10 protein-coding genes and 2 pseudogenes are annotated in these 20,780 nt (G+C 62.8%); 9 read left to right on the plus strand and 3 right to left on the minus strand.

Annotated features, from left to right (window positions below; all coding sequences use genetic code 11):
* Positions 1-111 precede the first annotated feature (111 nt).
* The 4 genes and pseudogenes from ACVWNW_RS08090 to ACVWNW_RS08105 all read left to right on the plus strand — a co-directional run bounded on the left by ACVWNW_RS08090 (position 112) and on the right by ACVWNW_RS08105 (position 9,037).
* The gene (locus ACVWNW_RS08090) at positions 112-1,533 is read left to right on the plus strand and encodes an RNA polymerase sigma factor (RefSeq protein ID WP_232346789.1); all 1,422 of its coding nucleotides are present in this window, start codon (positions 112-114) and stop codon (positions 1,531-1,533) included.
* Positions 1,534-1,663: 130 nt separating this feature from the next.
* Positions 1,664-2,387 (plus strand): annotated as a pseudogene (locus tag ACVWNW_RS08095) (ATP-binding protein); the annotation flags it as partial.
* A 302-nt stretch (positions 2,388-2,689) separates the two neighbouring features.
* Positions 2,690-4,078, plus strand: a pseudogene (locus ACVWNW_RS08100) (toprim domain-containing protein); the annotation flags it as partial.
* Positions 4,079-4,126: 48 nt separating this feature from the next.
* Positions 4,127-9,037, plus strand: coding sequence for an ATP-dependent helicase (locus ACVWNW_RS08105; RefSeq protein ID WP_454482151.1), 4,911 nt, complete (start codon positions 4,127-4,129; stop codon positions 9,035-9,037).
* A 17-nt stretch (positions 9,038-9,054) separates the two neighbouring features.
* Here ACVWNW_RS08105 and ACVWNW_RS08110 read toward each other — a convergent pair whose 3' ends face one another.
* Positions 9,055-11,688 (minus strand): DNA gyrase/topoisomerase IV subunit A, encoded by a 2,634-nt coding sequence (locus tag ACVWNW_RS08110; protein ID WP_454482153.1) that lies wholly within the window; start codon positions 11,686-11,688, stop codon positions 9,055-9,057.
* 112 nt (positions 11,689-11,800) lie between these two features.
* On the opposite strand from ACVWNW_RS08110, the gene ACVWNW_RS08115 reads away from it, so the two are divergent.
* Entirely contained in the window at positions 11,801-13,024 is a 1,224-nt protein-coding gene (locus ACVWNW_RS08115; RefSeq protein WP_454482155.1) for an alkaline phosphatase family protein, read from the plus strand.
* A 23-nt stretch (positions 13,025-13,047) separates the two neighbouring features.
* On the opposite strand, the gene sepH is transcribed toward ACVWNW_RS08115, so the two are convergent.
* Entirely contained in the window at positions 13,048-14,133 is a 1,086-nt protein-coding gene (gene sepH, locus ACVWNW_RS08120) for a septation protein SepH (protein ID WP_454482157.1), read from the minus strand.
* A 167-nt stretch (positions 14,134-14,300) separates the two neighbouring features.
* Between sepH and ACVWNW_RS08125 the strand changes: the two genes are divergently transcribed.
* The 3 genes from ACVWNW_RS08125 to ACVWNW_RS08135 all read left to right on the plus strand — a co-directional run bounded on the left by ACVWNW_RS08125 (position 14,301) and on the right by ACVWNW_RS08135 (position 17,502).
* A complete protein-coding gene (locus ACVWNW_RS08125) occupies positions 14,301-14,594 on the plus strand; it encodes a DUF4193 domain-containing protein (protein ID WP_024627827.1) in 294 nt (97 codons plus the stop codon).
* Positions 14,594-15,058 carry a dUTP diphosphatase gene (gene dut / locus ACVWNW_RS08130; protein ID WP_454482159.1) on the plus strand — a complete coding sequence of 155 codons (465 nt, stop codon included), beginning with the start codon at positions 14,594-14,596 and terminating at the stop codon, positions 15,056-15,058. The genes ACVWNW_RS08125 and dut overlap by 1 nt, the downstream gene beginning before the upstream one ends.
* A gap of 83 nt (positions 15,059-15,141) precedes the next feature.
* A complete protein-coding gene (locus ACVWNW_RS08135; RefSeq protein ID WP_232348601.1) occupies positions 15,142-17,502 on the plus strand; it encodes a RelA/SpoT family protein in 2,361 nt (786 codons plus the stop codon).
* Positions 17,503-17,719: 217 nt separating this feature from the next.
* Here the strand turns inward: ACVWNW_RS08135 and ACVWNW_RS08140 are convergent, their stop codons facing one another.
* The gene (locus ACVWNW_RS08140) at positions 17,720-19,282 is read right to left on the minus strand and encodes a DUF349 domain-containing protein (protein ID WP_454482161.1); all 1,563 of its coding nucleotides are present in this window, start codon (positions 19,280-19,282) and stop codon (positions 17,720-17,722) included.
* Positions 19,283-19,366: 84 nt separating this feature from the next.
* Between ACVWNW_RS08140 and hisS the strand changes: the two genes are divergently transcribed.
* Positions 19,367-20,752, plus strand: a complete 1,386-nt coding sequence (gene hisS / locus ACVWNW_RS08145; RefSeq protein WP_454482163.1) for a histidine--tRNA ligase — start codon at positions 19,367-19,369, stop codon at positions 20,750-20,752.
* Positions 20,753-20,780 lie beyond the last annotated feature (28 nt).

A 20,780-nucleotide genomic window follows, 5' to 3' on the forward strand; every position in this document is an offset into this window, starting at 1 on the left:
CGGGAATAATCGTCCCCCTGGGGTGGTTCACTTAGTGAGTTTACGATTTGACCTTGCCATAGCTGTGCCTTAAAAGCAGTGTCGGCGGGTGGGATGATCCAGGAGGAGAATTTGGCCACGAAGGACACCAAGTCAGCCAAGACAGCCACAGTGGATACCGGAAAGGGCCGGACCAGTTCAACCGCAGGCAAGACCAAGACCGCCACCAGGTCCAAGACCAGCAGCAAGGCGTCCCGCAAGACCACAGCCCGCAAGACCGCCACTGCCGGCACTTCGGCTACCAAGACGAACCGCCGCCCGGCATCCAAGACCACGAAGAAGGTCGAAGAGGAGCCCGTCCTGCAGCAGGAGGAGCAAGAGCCCGACGAGGACCTGCTAGAGGACCAGGAGGACGACGACCAGCTGGACAAGGGCGAGGATCAGCTGGAGGACGAACCCGACGAGGACGATCAGGAGGAGGATGAGGCCTCCCAGGTCGAGGATGAGGCCGAGGAGGACCGCAAGGCCGCTCATGCCCTCGCTGCCAAGGTCAAGGGTGCCTTCGTTGTCGACGATTCTGATGACGACGAGAATGTCACCCCCTCAGGCAACCCCAAGCGTCGTGTGGTCACCGCTGGCGCCACTGCCGATCCTGTCAAGGACTACCTCAAGCAGATTGGCCGAGTTAGCCTGCTGAACGCCGAGCAGGAGGTGGACCTTTCGGAGCGTATCGAGGCCGGCCTCTATGCCCAGCATCTGCTGGACACCGAGGGCGAGGGCATGGACTTCAAGCGCCGCCGCGAGCTCAAGTGGGCTGCCAATGACGGGAAGAAGGCCAAGGATCATCTGCTGGAGGCCAATCTGCGACTGGTGGTCTCCCTGGCCAAGCGTTACACCGGCAGGGGCATGCTCTTCCTGGACCTGATCCAGGAAGGCAACCTGGGTCTGATCCGCGCTGTGGAGAAGTTCGACTATACCAAGGGCTACAAGTTCTCCACATACGCCACCTGGTGGATCCGCCAGGCCATCACCCGTGCTATGGCCGACCAGGCCCGAACCATCCGCGTGCCCGTCCACATGGTCGAAGTCATCAACAAGCTTTCCCGCGTTCAGCGTCAGATGTTGCAGGACCTGGGCCGCGAGCCCACCCCCGACGAGCTGGCGCGGGAGCTGGACATGCCTGTCGAGAAGGTTCAGGAAGTCCAGAAGTATGGGCGTGAGCCCATCTCCCTGCACACCCCTCTGGGTGAGGACGGCGACTCGGAGTTCGGTGATCTGATCGAGGACACCGATGCCATCGCCCCATCGGATGCTGTGGCCTTCTCTCTGCTGCAGGAACAGTTCCAGCAGGTTCTTGAGACCCTGAGCCCCCGCGAGGCCGGCGTCATTAAAATGCGCTATGGCCTGGAGGATGGGCAGCCCAAGACCCTGGACGACATCGGCCGTGTTTACGGGGTCACCCGTGAGCGCATTCGCCAGATCGAGTCCAAGACCATGTCCAAGCTACGGCATCCTTCGCGCTCACAGACCCTCCGGGACTTCCTGGATCAGTGACCTCTACGCCCGGTGGGGAGACTCTGACACTGTCGAGGCCTCCTTGCTAGAAATGGTCATCGGTGCGTAAGCGACGGCCCATGTGGGGAGCTGTATCCTCCAGGGCGCCATGAGGTGAACGGCGAGGTAAATGGTGGCGAAAAAGCCTGATGAAAGAAAGTCCTATGGTGCCGGCAGTCTGACGGTCCTGGATGGCTTGGATGCAGTACGCAAGCGTCCAGGCATGTACATCGGGACCACGGACAGCCAGGGGCTCATGCATTGCCTTTGGGAGATCATCGACAATGCCGTGGATGAGGCCCTGGCTGGCCAGTGCGACCACATCAAGGTCATCCTGCACCGGGACGGCTCTATCGAGGTTGACGACAACGGCCGAGGCATCCCTGTCGATATTGAACCTCGGACAGGGCTGACCGGCGTGGAGGTGGTCCTGACCAAGCTCCACGCCGGCGCCAAGTTCGGTAACTCTTCATACACGGCTGTGGGCGGCCTGCACGGAGTGGGCTCTTCGGTGGTCAACGCCCTGAGCTCCCGACTGGACGTGGAGGTGGACAGGGATGGCAAGACCCATCGGATGCGGTTCCACCAGGGTCATCCTGGCACCTATCAGGACCCAGATTCGGAGCATCCATCGCCTGACTCGCCCTTTAAACGCACCAGGAAGAACCGGCCTACGCCCCTGGAGGTAGTGGGCAACGTGCCCAAGTCCCGTACCGGCACCAGGGTGCGTTACTGGGCTGACCCAGAAATCTTCAACCCCACGGCCCGGTTCAGCTACGCCCAGCTGATTGACCGGGTGCGTCAGACCAGCTTCCTGGTGCCCGGCCTCAAGATCACCGTGATTGACGACCGCATTCCGGCCACAGGAAGCGCCGAACAGGACCTGCGACTGGAGGTTGACGGCGACCCCGCTCCGGTCCAGGACGATCAGGACATTCATGAGAACCTTCGTGAATCGCCTGACAGCGGCGATATCTCTGAAAAAGGTGCCGGAGACGAACGTGCCGAGGACACGCAGGCAGATGCTGCACTAACCTCGGTCGGACATTTAGATGGCTCTGATTCCGACGGATCGGATCATGAGAGAGATGACGCCAATCTTTCGGCCACTGAGCGGGCTGACCGGCTCATGCTGCAGCCGGAGGACGAGTCCGGCCATCAGCGAGTGGAGGAGTTCCTTCACACCGGTGGAGTGACGGACTTTGTTGACTTCCTGTCCAAGGGTGAGCCGGTCAGCGACATCTGGCGGATCAGTGGGCAGGACACCTACCAGGAGGAGACCCAGCGTGTGGGTTCGGACGGCGAGCTGCATGCCGAGCAGGTGGAGCGTGTCTGCGGGGTGGATATCGCCCTGCGCTGGGTCAATGACTACGATTCAGTCGTCCGTAGCTTCGTCAATGTGGTAGAGACACCCGGCGGAGGCATGCACGTGGACGGGTTCATGAACGCCGTGACCCGTCAGGTGCGCAAGGCCGTGGAGGCCAATGCCCGCCGCCTCAAGGTCAACCTCAAGGACTCTCACACTAAGGTGGAGCGCGACGATGTCTTGGCTGGGCTGGTGGCCGTGGTTACGGTACGCATCGCCGAGCCGCAGTTCCAGGGCCAGACCAAGGATGTGTTGGGTACAGCCCAGGTCAAACCCATCGTCACCCGAATGACCGACGATCAGTTCGGCCAAATGATCAGTGGCTCCAAGCGCGGCTTCAAGGAGCAGTCCGGCCAAGTACTGGAGAAGATCGTCGGCGAGATGCACGCCCGCGTCCAGGCACGCAAGACCAAGGAGGTCACCAGGCGCAAGAACGCCCTGGAGTCAGCTTCCATGCCCTCCAAGCTCTCGGATTCCATGCCTGGCAACGACGACATTGCTGAGCTGTTCATCGTCGAGGGCGACTCCGCTCTGGGTACGGCCAAGGCCGCCCGAAACTCCATGTTCCAGGCACTGCTGCCCATCCGCGGCAAAATCCTCAACGTGCAGAAGGCATCCCTGTCCCAGATGCTGACCAACAAGGAGTGCGCCTCCATTATCCAGGTGGTCGGTGCTGGCTCGGGAGCCAGCTTCGACATCGACCAGGCCCGCTACAACAAGGTCATCATGATGACCGACGCCGATGTTGACGGCGCACACATCCGCATCCTGTTGCTGACCCTCTTCTACCGTTACATGCGGCCCCTGATCGAGAACGGGCGGGTCTATGCAGCCGTGCCGCCCCTGCATCGAATCGCTCTTGCAGGCAAGAACAAGGGGAAGTTCATCTACACCTATTCGGACGATGAGCTGGAAGGCAAGCTGGCCGACCTACAGGCCAAGCACATCGACTACAATCCCGATGTGCAGCGCTACAAGGGTCTGGGTGAGATGGACGCCGACCAGCTGGCTGACACCACCATGGACCCCAGGACCCGCATGCTGCGCCGTATCCGCATGGAGGATGCCGCTCAGGCGGCCGGCATCTTCCCCCTGCTCATGGGCGACGACGTGCCGCCCCGCAAGCAGTTCATCGTGGACAATGCCGACGACTTCGACCGGAGCAAGATCGATACCTGATTGACCTTCAGGAATGTCCAAAAGGACGGGGAGAGGAGCGTGACGCATATGGACGATCCCTTGGGTAATTTCTCCCCGCAGACGGCGGACTGGTTCCGTCAGGCCTTTCCCGAAGGTCCCACGCCGACCCAGGTACAAGCCTGGCCGGCCATCCGCTCGGGCGGCAATGCGCTGATCATCTCGCCCACCGGTTCAGGCAAAACTCTGGCTGCCTTTCTTTGGGCCATTGACGAGCTCGTGACCAGGCCTCGGCGCTCTCGGGAACCAGGTGTCGCTGTGCTCTACGTCTCGCCCATGAAGGCCCTGGGGACGGACGTGGCCCGCAACCTGCAGAATCCGCTGGACGGCATTGCCGAGCGCTTCGCCAGACAGGGACGAAAAGTGCCCAAGGTCCGGACGGGCATCCGCACTGGGGACACCGATGCCCGCGGCCGTAGGGCTCTGGCTGCTCATCCTCCGGATATTCTTGTCACCACCCCCGAATCGCTCTATCTGATGCTGACCTCAAAGACGGCCAGCACACTGAAGAACGTCCAGACCGTTATTGTGGACGAAATCCACGTTTTGGCGGGCAACAAGCGCGGGGCTCATCTGGCGCTGAGCTTGGAGCGGCTGGACGACCTGGTCGGACGGCCAGTGCAGCGGATAGGTCTGTCGGCTACGGTCCGGCCGCCCGAGCAAGTGGCCCGTTTTCTGGGAGGCAGCCGTCCCGTCAGCCTGATTCAGCCCAAGTCGTCCACAGCCATGGACCTGCGGCTTATCGAACCCCTGGAGGACATGGGCGATCTGGCTGCGCCGCCCGGCCAATCGGGCCAGGATGGGCAGGATGGCGACCAAAGAAGCGGATCCATCTGGCCTGCCGTCGAACGGGCCATTCTGGACCAGGTCCTGTCCCACCACACCACCCTGGTCTTCGTCAACTCACGGGGCCTCGCCGAGCGCCTGACCGCCCGGTTGAACGACCTGCACCAGTCAGATCTGCAGGCCTTGAATCACGACCAGCCAGGTTTATCCCATGAAACAGTCAAGTCCACCGGCAGGGCTGGGCAGGCCAGGGAGCCCGCCCACTACGATTCGGCCACCGGGTCCACTTCCGATAGGACTTCCGGCCTGAGTGTCGACCAACCCATTGCCATGGCCCACCATGGTTCGGTGTCCAAGGAGCGCCGCCGCCAGGTTGAGGACGACCTCAAGGCCGGCAGGCTGCGGTGCGTGGTAGCCACCTCCAGCCTGGAGCTGGGCATCGATATGGGCTCGGTCGATCTGGTCATCCAGGTCAATGCCCCGCTGTCGACCGCCTCGGGGCTGCAGAGGGTGGGCCGGGCCGACCACCAGGTGGGACGGGTGTCGCAAGCCAGGCTTTTCCCCCTGACTCGTGAGCAGATCCTGGAGTGTACGGCCAGCATGGAAAGTATGGTCCAAGGTGATATAGAACCCATCATCATGCCCAGCAGTCCTTTGGATGTTCTGGCTCAGCAGACGGTGGCCGCAGCTGCCATGGGGCCACTCAAGGAGCAGGACTGGCTTGCCACGGTCAGACGGGCTGCACCCTTCGTCCACTTGGACCAGCAAGTCTATCGGGCGGTGCTGGGCATGCTCAGTGGCGCCTACACCTCCCAGGACTTCACCGCTTTCCGCCCCATCTTGGTCTGGGACCACCAGACCGGCACATTGACAGCCCGCCCCGGCGCGCAACGCCTGGCGGTCACCTCCGGAGGCACCATTCCCGACCGTGGCTCCTACAGTGTGGTCATGCCTTCAGAGGCCGCCGGCGGCAAACCCCGTCGAGTAGGAGAGCTGGACGAGGAGATGGTCTATGAGTCCCGAAAGGGAGACGTGATCACCCTGGGTACCACCTCTTGGAGGATCCAGCAGATCACCCGCGATCGTGTGGTGGTGGTACCCGCTCCGGGACGCTCAGCCAGACTGCCCTTCTGGCATGGTGAAGGCACTGGACGTGACCCTGCCTTCGGCCGTCGCCTGGGTAAGCTTGCCAGGGAACTGTCCCAGGGTCTGATACCGGCGGTCCAGACTGCCTCCGGTCGGCCAGGCTTCACTCAAGCCGTCTGCTCTCGTCTGTTGGAGGACGGCTTGGACTATCCTGCTATCAACAATTTGGCTGCCTTTCTGGCCGAGCAGCAGGCCTCTACGGGCCAGGTGCCCGACGACCGGCATCTGGTGGTCGAGCGTTGCCCCAACGAGGAGGGCGACCTGAGGATGGTCCTCCATTCGCCATACGGCCGCAGGGTCAACGAGCCCTGGGCTCTGGCCATCACCGCACGGCTCTCCCGCGAGCGCGGCTACGACGGATCCGTCTGGGCAGGTGAGGACGGCATCGTCGTGCAGATTCCAGACACGGATGCCTTCCTGGAAGATCAGCGAATATTCGTATTCACCCCCGATCAGGTGGAACGCGAGGTTCGACGGCATCTGGTTGGCTCTGCGCTCTTCCAAGCCCGCTTCCGCCAGTGCGCAGCCCGCTCGCTCTACATGCCCAGGATGGAGCCCGGCCGCAGGGTTCCGCTCTGGCAGCAGCGTCTACGGGCCTCCCGTCTGCTGGATGCAGCCCTGAAGGAGGATGACTTCCCTCTGGTCTTGGAGACCATGCGCGAGTGCCTGCAGGACGTCTACGACATGCCTGCCCTGCGCGAGCTGATGGCCGACCTGGAGCAGGGGAGCGTCCGTCTGGTCCCGGCCTCCACCAAGACCCCCTCGCCCATGGCCTCAGGTCTGCTCTTCGGTTACCTGGGTACCTTCATGTACCAGTACGACATGCCCAAGGCCGAGCGCGATGCCGCCATGCTGGCCATCGACTCCGACCTGCTGGAGCAGATGGTCGGCCAGGTGGACATGGCCGACCTTCTGGACCAGGAGACAGTAGACCAGGTGACCGCTGATTTGCAGCGACTCTCGCCCAGGACCCGGGCCAAGGGGGTCGAAGGATTGGCCGACCTGCTGCGCATCCTGGGCCCCATGGATTTGGCGGGGATTCGTCGGCGCATGCACGGGCAGGAGGACGAACCGGCGACGGAGGCACAGGTTCGTGTCATTTTGGAAGAGCTGAAGGCCCAGCACAGGGTGGTACAGATCAGGCTAGGCGCTCGCGACTGCTGGGTATGGGCTGGTCAGGCGGGGCGGCTTACGGCGGTCCTGGGCCCAGGCATCCAGCCATTCGTCCAGTCAACAAAGGAATCAGACAGCGAGGCCTTCGACCAGCTGGTCAGGCAATACGCTGCAGTCCATGGGCCGTTCACTACCGCGGACCTGGCTGGCCACCTGGGCCTGGGCAGTGCCCTCTTGGAGGACAGACTGCGTTCCTTGGTCGCACGCGAGCTACTCATGACCGGGGTCTTCCCCCGTCCTGACCTGAGTGCCTATGGCGAGCCAGGATGGGAGGGAGGCGAACCCCGTCGAGGATGGCTGGATCCCGAGGTCTTCCGTCGACTGCGCTCGAGGTCCCTGGCCAAGGCGAGCAAGGCCGCCAGCCCCGTTCCCGGCCATGTCTACAGCGACTTTCTTCTTCATCGGCAGGGTCTGGCACTCCTCGGTCAGGAACCCCTGATGGGCACTGAGGGGCTGCTGGAGGTAGTCGGGCAGCTGGAAGGGCTGGCTCTTCCGCCTGCGCTCTGGGAATCGGCCATCTTCCCGGCCAGGGTGCGTGATTACGGTCCCGCATTGATAGACGATCTGCTGGCCTCGGGCCAGGTGGTCTGGGTGGGTTCCGAACAGGGCGAGGGGCCTCTGGGCGCCATGACCTTTTATCTGGCCGAGGACCTAGATAAGGAGCTTCCAGCACAAGCTGCCGGTTCTTTACCAGTCACGGATGAGGCCGACAAGTCGAGCAACTCGGGCAACGCGGGCGATCTGGAAGAGACCTTGCTGAATGTTCTGGCTGATGGCGGAGCCTACCGCTTCGATCGGCTTCTGCGAGCCTGCGCCGATCGGGGCAGGGGTGACATTGATTCCACTGATTCTGAGACCCCCGACCAGGAGGCTCTGGCCCGGTCGCTCTGGTGGCTGGTCAGGCGTGGAGTGGTCACCAACGCCTCCTTGGCTCCAGTACGGCGCCTTGTCCGAGGGTCAGGCCCACAGACCTCAGGTAGGACCCGCCGTTTGCCTTATGGATTGCGTGGACGCGGCAGGCCCTTGGGTCGTTCGGCCTTGACGCGGACAGCCGGCTCATCAGCGCTGTCAGCGGCTACGGAGGGGTTCTGGACTCTGGTTGCGGATGAGCGCGGAGCAGCGGGAGGTGCGTCAGGGACTCACAAGGATGATTCAAGCGATGAGCTTAGAGGTAGTAGCCAGTACGCTGACCGGCAGCGGACCGTCCGCCTGGTCCACGAGGAGCAAGCCATCCTGGACCGTTATGGGCTCCTGGCTCCGGTACTGTCTGAAGTGCGGTCCCTCCCTGGCGGATTCTCGGCCCTCTATCAGGTCTGCAGACGCATGGAGGAGGCCGGCCAGCTGACGCGCGGAGTCATCGTTGATGGTTTCGGCGGCGCCCAGTTCGCCCCCCGGGAGGTGATTGACCAGCTCAGAGGCTTCCAAGAGGATGAGCGCGCTAACGAAGATTCCGAGCAGCGGCCCCCCGAACCCGTGGTCATGGACGTGACCGATCCAGCCAACCTCTATGGCACGGCTCTTGCCTGGCCAACCACATCGGGGGATGGCAGTGGTCGGCCCATTCGGCGTATGGGGAACCTCATGGTGCAGAATCGAGGCCGCGCCCTGGTCTATGCGGCGCCCAAGGGTCATCATCTACTGGTCTTCGGCAAGCCGGACCGTGGATTGCTGGAGGCCGCCTTCGCCCAGCTGGCCTCATGGCTGAGGCGGGGTGGGCAGGGACGCATTCTCTTCAGTGATGCCAATGGCCGACCCCTGACTATGCGCGAACCGTTGGGCATGGCCATGTCCGCTGCCGGATTCACGGCCGGGCCGGGCGGCATGGCCCTCTACTGAGCCTTTGCTGAGCGTCCTCATGCCACGAAGGCGATAGGTGCCGCCAGTTCCTGGCCGGAGGCATCCCGTCGCATGTCCACGTCGGGCAGTTCGACCGGCGATCCGGCAGCAGTGCTGGCGTGCAGGGGCCAGGAGCCCACCCGGGCCAGCAGCAGGGTGTCCTGACCTTTGAGGAAGCGCTGGGAGCGCACACCGCCCGTGCCACGGCCCTTGACCGGATACATTTCCAGCGGCGTCAGCTTGGCCGATCCGTTCTCGGTGCCTGGCAGGGCCTCGGAGTCGCCGGCCACGGTCAGGACCACGGCCCCGGCCTGGGTGCTCATGCCATCCTCGCCGGTCTCCTGGTAGGTCCAGCCGATCTCCCCGGCCGGTACGACCGCGAAGGTGGCGACCTGGCAGTCCTGGGCCAGACGTATGCCCGCCATGCCTGTTGCATTGCGGCCCTGGGGTCGGACCTTGTCCCCGGTGAAGGTCAGCAGGCTGGCATCCGAGGAGATAAGGACCATGCGGTCCCCGTCCTGGCAGGGGGCTGCGAAGACCACCTGGTCGTCATCCTTGAGGTCGATGACCGACCAGGAGTCCATGGTGGTCGGCGACTCGCGGTTCCAGCGCTTGACCTTGCCCAGGCGTGTGCCCAGGGCCAGAGGCCGGGAGTCGGTCATATTGATGACGGTGACGGCGTGCTCGTCGGCCTGGGGTTCGGTGCTGGCCGTTCCGCTCAGGAGCTCGTCGGCCACGATGCCTCCGCTCAGGTTGGGGTTGGCGGTGGCCGGGATCAGCGGCAGGTCGGCCACAGGAGCGGTGATCAGCCGTCCAGCCGTGGTGACCAGGCCGTATGTGGCCAGGGTGGTGGTGGCGAATATGGCGATGATCTGGTCGTCATGCCCACGGTCCTGGTTGCGTGGCCGGGACCGCCATGCATCCAGGGCGCCTGGAGTGCTGCGTGCCAGCAGTCCGGTGGCGCTCATCATGACCGTGCAGGGCTTGTCCTCCATGTGCAGATCGCCACCATCTTCGCTGCGGCTGGTTCCTCCGTTGACCGCCAGTGCAACCTTTCGGCCAGCACTGGCCTTACTGGTGGTCTGTTGAGCGGTCTGCTGATCACTGGCTGCCGACTGCACAGGGGCCAGATCTCCGGATGGCTCCTGGTCCAGGATGACCGTGCGCCTGGGTGTGCCCCACTGGGCCACCGCCTGATCCATCTCCTGGATGACCACCCGGTCCAGCTCGGCCGAGGAGTCCAGAATCCGCTCCAGTTTTTCCAGCTGCTTCTTGAGGTCGTCGCGCTCGCCCTCAAGCTCGATCCTGCTCATCTTGGTCAGCCGCCGCAGCCGCAGGTCGAGAATATACTGGGCCTGGGTCTGATCCAGGTCGAAGACCGCCATCAGCTTGGCCTTAGCCGCATCCGCGTCGTCCGAACTGCGGATGACCTGGATGACCTCGTCGATGTCAACCAAGGCCAGCAGGAGCCCCTCGACCAGGTGCAGACGCTCCAGGGCCTTCTTGCGGCGGAACTCGCTGCGACGGTGGATGACCGTCCGCCGGTGCTCCACCCAGACCTCCAGCAGCTCCTTGAGCCCCATGGTTCTGGGCCGTCCGTGGACCAAGGCCACGTTGTTGATGGTGAAAGAGTCCTCCAAGGGCGTGTACTTGAAGAGCTTGCCTAGGACCTTGCCTGGGTCGAATCCCGTCTTGATCTCGATGACCAGGCGGGTCCCGTTGTGCCGGTCGGTCAGATCGATGGCGCTGGAGATGCCCTCCAGCTTGTGGTTGCGCACCCCCTCGGAGATGCGCTCCAGAACCCGCTCAGGGCCCACCATGAAGGGCAGCTCAGTGACCACGATGGCCTTCTTTCGGGCGGTCACGTTCTCCAGGTGGGTGACGGACCTGGTCACAAAGGCCCCCCGACCGTGCTCGTAGGCCTTGCGGATGCCGTCCCGCCCTACGATGATCCCGCCGCCGGGCAGATCCGGACCGGGTACATAGCGCATGAGTTCATCCAGCCCTGCGTCCGGGTGGGCCATCAGATACTTGGCGGCGGCCACCACCTCGCCCAGGTTGTGGGTGATCATATTGGTGGCCATACCCACGGCGATGCCCGAGGCTCCGTTGACCAGCAGGTTGGGGATGGCCGAGGGCAGGACCTGTGGCTCCTTGAGTTTGTTGTCGTAGTTGGGGGAGAAGTCCACCGTGTCCTGGTCGATGTCGGCGTTCATGCCCAGAGCCGCCGGGGCCAGCCGGGCCTCGGTGTAACGGGAGGCCGCCGGTCCGTCGTCCAAGGATCCGAAGTTGCCGTGGCCGTCGACCAGAGGCAGGCGCATGGCGAAGGGCTGGGCAAGACGGACCATGGCCTCATATATGGAGGAGTCGCCATGGGGATGCAGCTTGCCCATGACCTCGCCCACGGCCCTGGCGGACTTCATGTACGGGCGGTCCGGGTTGAGGTTCATCTGGCCCATTTGGTAGATAATCCGTCGCTGGACCGGCTTGAGTCCGTCACGGGCATCGGGCAGGGCCCTGGCGTAGATGACCGAGTAGGCGTATTCCAGGAAGGACTTGCTCATCTCCTCGTTCAGGGGGGTTTCGACGATGTGCTCCTTGACCTGCCGGGGGTCGTACCCCGCCGCCTTGCTCCTGCGATGAGTTGCCATGCTCCAGCTCCTGCTCCTTCACGTTCCGCCTTATGATAACCGGACGGTCCGCCAAAGCGTGCCTGCTGGGTCCGGTGTCGGCCTGGGGTCTGACCGTGCTTGAATGGAAGGTATGGGTCTGGATACACCTGACATGAAGGAACTGCTGGAGCCGAGTCTGCCTATCCAATACGGGGACCAGGCGGGGGACAATCTTGTTGGCGGACCTCGGCATCTGTCCGCTGTCCTGCCCGCCCTGAGCGCATGTCTGGGAGTGCCTGTGGCCACTGACGTCCATCCGTCTGCCAAGGCCCTCCAGGAGGCCCTGGGGCTGCCTGATGCCCGGTCGGTTGTCGTCGTCCTTGTGGATGGTCTGGGATTCTGGAACCTGGTCAGCCGTCAGGGCCATGTGCCCTACCTGCGCTCGCTGCTGTCCGAACCCATCAACCAGCGTCCCCTCTATACCAGCCTGCCCTCGACTACGGTGGCGGCCATGGGGGTCTTCGGCACTGGGACCAGCCCTGGACTGACCGGTATGACCGGCTACACACAGCTGAACCCCGACACCGGCCAGCTTGGTCAGATGATTCAGTTCAGAGGCGCCCAGGACCCCGAGCGCCTGCAGCGCCGTCCAACTGTCTTCGAGACCCTCCAGGCGCAGGGGGTCCGCGTGACATCTTCGGGCCTGCCGCGTTTTCGTGACTCCGCCCTGACCCGTGCGGCTCTGCGCGGCGGAGAGTACCTGGCCCACAACCACTCCCGTCAGCGTCTCCTGGCCGCCTGCCAGGCTGCCCGCCAGCCAGGGCTGACCTACCTCTACATCCGCGATGTGGACAAGGTGGGCCACCACAGCGGTTGGGAGGGCGAAGAATGGGTGGCCGCTCTCGAAGCGACCGATGCACAGCTGGCCGAGCTTCATCGCCGCCTGCCAGCCGGGACGCTGACGGTTATCGTAGCCGATCACGGCATGGTCGAAGCTGATCCGGATCAGCGCATTGACATCGCTCAAGACCCGGAATTGAACCGGGAAGTGCGACTGGTTGGCGGCGAGCCCAGGGCCGTCATGCTCTATCTGGACCAGAGGGCGGATCCCAAGGTCGTGGCCGCCCGTTGGCGGGAGCGTCTGGGGGAGCGGGCCTGGGTGCTGACCCGGGATCAGGCCATCGAAAGGGGAATCTTCGGCCCGGTGGACGTTCGGATTCGCCCCATGATCGGTGACCTTCTGGTTCTGGCCGGTGACCGGGTCACCATGGTGAATTCGGCTGATCAGACTGATGCAGCGACCAGACTGCCTGGCGTCCACGGCTCCTGGACCCGTCTGGAGACGCAGATTCCCTGCCTGATCGATCTGGTCTGACTGCTGGGGATAGAACCCTACAGCTACTTGCCGAAGAGGATTTCGTCCCAGCTGGGTACGGCCGACCGTCCGGAGTGCTTTTTGGCGCGTTTGCTCCGGCGACCCTCCTTGGGTTCGTCCTCCTGACCGTCCTGACTGGCATCATCGCCTTGATCCGGCTGCTGGAGCTGCTCCTGGTCAGCCTGGCTCTGCCCATGGTTCTGAACAGGCAGGACCATGGTGGACTCGGTGTCCCTGATTGGGGGATGCTCAGCCGTGTCGGGGTCCTCAGTCAGCTCGGCACTGAGGTGGTTGGGTTCTCGTTCGGCTGTCCGCTCCTGGCCTTCCTTGGGTTTGCCATAGAGCCAGGCCGTGAGCGCCGCCTGACGCTCCCCGTTCTCCTGGTCGCCCGATCCATGGTCCTCTTCCTCGTCCTCTATTTGGGCAAAGGCATCGTCCTGGCTTGGAGGGCGCCTGTCAGTCTGGTCATCGATCTCTTCGGCTGTGCCCTGGTCCAAATCGGGCCGATCCTGGCCATGGTCGTCTTCGGAATCATCCAGCAGCATCCTGGCTGCCCTGTTCAGGCAGGTCACAGTGTTGTCATGCATGTTCCAGGCCCAGCGGGCGTTGAAAATCCGCTTGTCCAGCGTAAACACGCCGTTGATGTTCCAGGGTTCGTACCCTCGTCTGGTGGCCTGCCAGGAAACCTGTGCCAGGCTGACCCCGGCACGGGCCAGCACCTTGCCGATCAGTTCCTGATAATTTCGCCCGCCCGACCCTTTGGGCGCCGGCATGGTCAGGAACTGCTCTATGGCATATTTCTTTTCGGTCTCCACCGGGGCCGCGAAACGCCGTACCAGCGCTTCGTTGACAGCGTATTGTTGTGCCACCTGCTCGGGGCGGGCGCCGGCACGCACAGCCGCCTGGATGGCCGAGACAGGTAAGGGCTTGGACTTGCCGGTCTGGGGATCCACATCCTCTTCCTCCTTGACCTGCTTGGCCTCAAGAATGGCGCGATCAAGCGCATCGTCGACCCGTACGGCGAAGTGCCGGTGGTCACAGACGAAGACCAGATCGCCCCTGTCGTCGACATGGTCAAAGCTGGCCATCCTGGTCCCATTCTCAGACATGCACGCCCCTATCCTCTTACGGTTCCTTTACACGGCCTCAGGTATTTCCATTGTGCCCTACGGTTGGTATTTTACGTGCTTTTGAAATCGTGTATCCTATGCGCAGTACATATCGTGTGGAATGACCGGTATACGAGGTGACTGGTCGAACAAGGAAAGGGTACACGATGGCACAAGATTACGATACCCCGCGAGACAAGGATGAAGACGAGGAATCCCTGCAGGAGCTCGGCAAAAGCGGCCAGGATGCCGGGGCCGATCTGGACGACGACGAGAACGCCATCGCCGAGGACTACGAGCTTCCTGGCGCTGACTTAAGCAATGAGGATTCTTCGGTGACCGTCATCCCCATGCAGGGCGATGAATTCATCTGCTCCAACTGCTTCCTGGTCAAGCACCGGAGCCAACTGGCCTACACCACCCCCGACGGCAAGCCCGTCTGCAAGGAGTGCGCCGCCTGATGGCCTATGACGAGTCCTACAACGAGCCCGAAACGGTCGAGGTCCTGTTCAAGTCCTTGGGCGGGGCCGACGTGCCGGAATACGCCATGCCCGGCGATGCCGGGGCCGATCTACGAACCAGGATGGCTGTGGATCTGGCTCCCTTCCAGCGGGCGCTAGTTCCCACGGGAGTGGCCTTGGCCCTGCCCAACGGGTACGTCGGCCTGGTTCACCCGCGCTCGGGGCTTGCAGTGAAAATGGGGGTGACCGTGCTCAACGCGCCGGGGACGATTGATGCTGGGTACCGGGGCGAGATCAAGGTGCCGTTGATCAACCTGGATCCTCATGAGTCGGTCCACTTCGAGCCTGGGGAGCGCATCGCCCAGCTGGTCATCCAGCGTTACGTGCAGGCCCGTTTCGTGTCTGCTGAACGCCTGCCTGGCTCGGCGCGTTCGGATAGCGGATTCGGCTCGACCGGCCGCTGAGGCGCGGTTCGGACACGAGCGACCTGAATGGGCTATATCGAAGTGTAGGATTGGTGCATTATATCGGGATATTGGAGGCTTGAATGGTCACTCAGGAGGGCAGCGTCTGTAGCAATGATGTCGGCGACCAGGCCCCTTCTGGCTTGTCCTCCAGAGCCCTGGGCTGTGAGGTCAGCGACGATCCGCTCAACCCCCTGATGCCAATCTGGGAGATCTGCGCCGCCCATCATCCTGATGAGGATTTGTCCATGCTTCAGCGCGCCTATGACCGGGCCGTGGTCCAGCATGCCGACCAGAGGCGCAAGTCTGGCGAGCCCTACATCATCCACCCACTGGCTGTGGCACAAATTCTGGCCGACCTTGGCATGGGGCCCACGGTGGTTTCGGCCGGTCTACTGCACGACACCGTGGAGGACACCGACTACACCCTGGAGCAGTGCAGGGACGAGTTCGGCGACACGGTGGCTGGTTTGGTGGACGGGGTCACCAAGATATCCAAGATGGATTACGGCGATTCGGCCCAGGCTGAGACCATCCGCAAGATGATTGTGGCCATGAGCCGGGATGTGCGCGTCCTGGTGGTCAAGCTGGCTGACCGTGTGCACAACGCCCGCACCTGGCGCTATGTCAAGGCTTCATCAGCCCAGCGCAAGGCCCGTGAGACCCTGGACGTATATGCGCCCCTTGCCAACCGGCTGGGCATGAACGCCATCAAGACCGAGCTGGAGGAGCTCAGCTTCAAGACCCTCTATCCCAAGATCTACAATGAAATCGTGGTTCTGGTCTCCCGCAGAGCCGGCCAGCGGGAGGTCTACCTGCAGCAGATCCTGGACGAGATTCACGAGGATCTGGATGCTCAGGGCATCAAGGCTCAGGTGACAGGGCGGCCCAAGGACTACTTCAGCATCTACCAGAAGATGATCGTGCGCGGGCACGATTTCGCCAACATCTACGACCTGGTTGGGGTGCGCATCATCGTGGATACCATTCGCGACTGCTATGCTGCCCTGGGTGCCGTCCATGCCCGTTGGAGCCCGGTGCCTGGGCGGTTCAAGGACTACATCGCCATGCCTAAGACCAACCGCTACCAGTCCCTGCATACCACGGTGGTGGGCCCGGGCGGCAAGCCGGTCGAGATCCAGATTCGCACCTGGCAGATGCATCGCCGCGCCGAATTCGGCATCGCCGCCCACTGGAAGTACAAGGAGAACGGTTCTGCAGGCCGCGAGCTCTCCCAGCCCGACAAGTCCGACGTCAAGCGTGAGCGCCAGGAGGGGGAGCTGAGCCAGGAGGACAACCTGACCTGGATCCAGCAGTTGGCCGACTGGACCAGCGAGACTCCGGACTCCAACGAGTTCCTGGGCTCCCTTAAGGATGATTTGGGCGCGGCTGAGGTTTACGTATTCACGCCCAAAGGCAAGATCATCTCCCTGCCGGCCGATTCAACGCCCGTGGACTTCGCCTATGCCGTCCACACCGAGGTTGGCCACAGAACCATGGGCGCCAGGGTCAATGGCCGCCTGGTCCCCCTGGACACCAAGCTGCGCAACGGGGACACGGTAGAGATTCTGACCAGCAAGTCCGACACCGATGGGCCCTCGCGCGACTGGCTCAGCTTTGCCAAGAGCCCCCGTGCCCGCAGCAAAATCCGTCAGTGGTTCAGCAAGGAGCGCCGTTCGGAGACCATCGAGGAGGGCAAGGACGAGCTCATCCGCGCCATGCGCAAGCGGAACCTGCCCGTGGCCAGCCTGCTGACCCCTGAAGCCATGGTGGGGGCTGCCGACGAGCTCAACTATCCCAATGAGAAGGCGGTTTACGCCGCTATTGGCGACGGACAGGTCTCCACTCAGAACGTGATCTCCCGGCTGGTACATGATGCCGGCCGGTCGGCCCTTGAGGACGAGGTGGAGCAGGAGGCCATTCCCCTGCAGCGGGTCACCAAGTCCAGCCGGCCGGAGACCTCCCAGGGGATTTCGGTCAAGGGCGTAGACGATGTCTGGGTCAAGCTGGCCCGTTGCTGTACTCCAGTGCCAGGGGACCCCATCACCGGGTTCATCACCCGCAACCAGGGCGTCTCGGTTCATCGGTCCGACTGCCAGAATCTTCTGGAACTGCGCAAGAAGCAGCCCGAACGCATCATAGAGGTCTCCTGGACGGGCAAACAGGGCACTTTCATGGTCCAGATTCAAGTGGAGGCCCTGGATCGGCCCCACCTGCTCTCGGACATTACTCAGGTCCTGTCCGACCACGGGGTCAACATCCTGTCGGGCAGCCAATCCACCGGTCGTGACCGGGTTGCGGTCAGTCAATTCGTCTTCGAGATGGGCGACCCCCAACATCTGAATACGCTCCTGTCGGCTGTCAGGAAGATCGACGGTGTCTTCGATGCCTACCGGCTGACCGGAGCCAAGGGCTCGACCAGACCTCATATGCGGGCCATCTGACTTTCCCTGCAATCACCGTTATGCCTACTTTTCCTCTTACTCTCGCGACGGCATTTTGCCGGTATCTCGTCAAACCTATTACTTGCTTTCAGCCTTGAAAATTCAACGGCTCAAAGTCTAAAAGACGGTTATTAAAAAGACGGTTATTAACGGTTATTACAGAAAGACCCCCGGTGGTCAATGACCAAGCCGGGGGTTCTAACGGAAACTGCTACAATCAGCGCACGGCGTTCATCCACTGCTCCTTGGTGGCCTTCTCGGCCTCCAGTTCCTGCTTCTTGGCCGGATCCTGCTCGGCGGCGATTCGCTGATCCAGGTCCTGAAGCTGGGCGGCCAGCTGCTGCTCGAAGCTGGAGACGCGGGCATCGGCCTCGGGGTCGGACTGGTTCCAGGCCGCATCTTCCACGGCCTTGATTTGCCGGTCCACGGCATCCATCCTGCCCTCGATTCGGCGCACGTCGTCACGGGGGACGAAACCAATGGCGTCCCATTCCTCCTGAATCTTGGCCAGCTCCTGCCGGGCTTGCTTGGCGGCCTTGGAATCCTTGACGGGCAGCAAGGCCTCGGCCTTGGCCACCAGGGCCTCCTTCTTGGTCAGGTTCTCGCGCTCGTTGACCGAGGTCTTGTCCCGGTCGGCCTGACGGGCGTTGAAGAAGACATCCGCGGCCTGACGGAACCGAGCCCAGAGGGCGTCGTCATCCTGACGTCCTGCACGCCCGGCCTGCTTCCAGCGGTCCATGAGCTCGTTGAACTGATGGGAAGTGGGTCCCCAGTCAGTGGAGTCCTTGATCTGGTCGGCCTCGGCGATGATTTCTTCCTTGATCCGCTTGGTCTCGGACCGCTGGGCGTCACGCTGCTGGGCCCACTTGCGGCGGGCCTGGTTGAAGGTGGTGCGGGCGGAGGAGAAACGCTTCCAGAGCGCGTCCGCGTCGGCCTTGTCGATGCGGATGGTGGTGCGCTGGTGGTGTTGCCACTGCTCGAAGAGGGAACGGAACTTGTCTGCTGTGGATCGCCAGTTGGTGGAGTCGCCCAGGGAGGCTGCCAGCTCTTCGGCCTTCTCCACGATGGCGGTCCGCTCCTTGATGGCCTTGGCCATGGCATCCTTGCGTGCCTGCGCCAGTTCAGCCTTGCGAGTCTGCCCCTTTTCGGCCAGCTGCTCCAGTTGCGTGCGCAGGGCGGCAAGGTCGCCGACTGCTTCAGGCTGACTGGTCTCCTCCTTGAGTGAGGTTATGGATTCGTCGATCTCGTGGGCCTTGATCTTGGGACTGCGCAGTCTGGAGGCGAATAGGTTCAGCTTCTCCTTGAGGTCCAAGTATCGGCGAGCGTAAAGGTCCAGGGCCTCCTTGGCATCAGCATTGGGGAACTGGCCCACCTGGCGCTCCTGGTCACCTTCGCGGACGAAGACGTTGCCCTGCTCGTCCACCCGGCCGAAGGCTTCTGCCTTGTCGATCTCCTCCTGGCTGTAGGTGGGAGCGGCCGGGGCGGCCTTGACGTGAGGGGCCTTGTGGGCCAGAGCTGCGGGGGAGGGAACCGCCTTGGGCTTGGGCGCAGCAGGTGTAGCTGCTGGCGCGGGTGCTTCCGCAGTTGCAGGCTGTGGCTCAGCCGGTACCGGTTCGCTCTGGGTTGGTGCATCCTCAGTAGATGCGGTCTGTCCGGGGGCAGCCTGTTCCTGCCCGGCTTCGGGCGTTGTCGCAGCGGCGACCTGGCCCTCCGCGTCCGCGGTGTGCTCCTCCTGCGGTGTCGAGGTGTTCTCGGGTGTGATGGCGGTGTTGTCGGCCATGGCCAGCTCCTTAGGCTTGTGTGTTGGAGAGATCGCAAAATATGGCAATACCATTTTCCTTGACCTCCTATAGTATAGGTTCTTATGGCAAAAGGCACATCTCTATCCGGTTTCCCAGAATGGCTTCCTTCGCAAAGAGTGGTGGAGCAGCGCATCCTCGACACGCTTCGCAAGGTCTTCGAATTGAACGGCTACATCGGCATTGAGACCAGAGCCGTAGAAGAGGGCTCCAGCCTGCTCAAGAAGGGGGAGACCAGCAAGGAGATCTACCTGCTTTCCCGATTGCAGGATCTGGGCCAGGAAAAGGATGTGCCAGTGGAGCGCCGGCTGGGCCTGCATTTTGACCTGACCGTGCCGCTGAGCCGCTATGTGGTGGAGCACAGCAACGACTTGACCTTCCCCTTCAAACGCTGGCAGATTCAGAAGGTCTGGCGAGGAGAGCGCCCCCAGGAGGGACGGTTCAGGGAGTTCGTTCAGGCTGACATTGACGTAATTGGCAACGGAGAGCTGCCCGACCACTACGAGGTCGAGGTGCCCCTGGTCATGCTGAGTGCTCTGGAGGAGCTGCGGGCCTTCGGCCTGCCCAAGCCCACTGTGCACACCAACAACCGCAAGCTTTCCGAGGGATTCTACCGGGGTCTGGGTCTGGAGGATGTCGAGGGCGTTTTGCGCGAGATCGACAAGCTGGACAAGATTGGCCCTGACGAGGTGGCCAGCCTGTTGGTCAGTGAGTGCGGCGCCAATCAGGACCAGGCCAAGGCCTGCCTGGATCTGGCCGAGCTGACCGCCGACGATGGCAAGCAGCTGCGCCAGCGGTTCGATGCCTTGGTTGACAAGGTTGGCATCGATAAGGAGTCTTCTTCGTACGCCTTAGCCAATGAGGGGCTGGAGACGCTGGCCATGATCATCGACGAGGCCGCCCGCATTCGGCCGGGCTCGGTCATCGCCGACCTGAAGATCGCCCGCGGGCTGGACTACTATACCGGCTCTGTCTACGAGACCTTCCTGGAGGGGGCGCAGTCCCTGGGATCCATCTGTTCCGGCGGCCGCTATGACAATCTTGCTAGCCAGGGCAACCGGACCTATCCAGGCGTAGGGCTGTCCATTGGGCTTTCTCGCCTGCTCTCCTACCTGCTGGCCCACGGGGTTCAGGCCTCCAGGGTTTCTCCGGCTGCGGTCATGGTCGCCGTCTGGGACGAAGAGGATCGGACCATCAGCAACCACATCGCCCAGGATCTGCGGGCCAGGGGTATTGCCGCTGATGTGGCGCCTACTGCAGCCAAGATTGGCAAACAGATCCGCTATGCCGACCACCTGGGCATCCCCTATGTCTGGTTCCCTGCCAAGGAGGGCCAGCAGGAGGGCGACCAGGTCAAGAACATCATCACCGGCGATCAGACTCCGGCTGACCTGGTGTCGTGGACGCCGGATAGCCTGTATGCCCGGCAGAGTGTGGAATACCAGGCCTGACGCAGGGGCAGGTCGAGCATTATGGAGG

Source organism: Bifidobacterium sp. JNUCC 75, assembly GCF_054819865.1.

What these genes read in the sequence shown, in the direction of transcription:
- ACVWNW_RS08105 (WP_454482151.1), top strand. Translation starts at nt 4,127, where the DNA reads ATGGACGATCCCTTGGGTAATTTCTCCCCGCAGACGGCGGACTGGTTC.
- ACVWNW_RS08110 (WP_454482153.1), bottom strand. Translation starts at nt 11,688, where the DNA reads ATGGCAACTCATCGCAGGAGCAAGGCGGCGGGGTACGACCCCCGGCAG.
- ACVWNW_RS08115 (WP_454482155.1), top strand. Translation starts at nt 11,801, where the DNA reads ATGGGTCTGGATACACCTGACATGAAGGAACTGCTGGAGCCGAGTCTG.
- sepH (WP_454482157.1), bottom strand. Translation starts at nt 14,133, where the DNA reads ATGTCTGAGAATGGGACCAGGATGGCCAGCTTTGACCATGTCGACGAC.
- ACVWNW_RS08125 (WP_024627827.1), top strand. Translation starts at nt 14,301, where the DNA reads ATGGCACAAGATTACGATACCCCGCGAGACAAGGATGAAGACGAGGAA.
- dut (WP_454482159.1), top strand. Translation starts at nt 14,594, where the DNA reads ATGGCCTATGACGAGTCCTACAACGAGCCCGAAACGGTCGAGGTCCTG.
- ACVWNW_RS08135 (WP_232348601.1), top strand. Translation starts at nt 15,142, where the DNA reads ATGGTCACTCAGGAGGGCAGCGTCTGTAGCAATGATGTCGGCGACCAG.
- ACVWNW_RS08140 (WP_454482161.1), bottom strand. Translation starts at nt 19,282, where the DNA reads ATGGCCGACAACACCGCCATCACACCCGAGAACACCTCGACACCGCAG.
- hisS (WP_454482163.1), top strand. Translation starts at nt 19,367, where the DNA reads ATGGCAAAAGGCACATCTCTATCCGGTTTCCCAGAATGGCTTCCTTCG.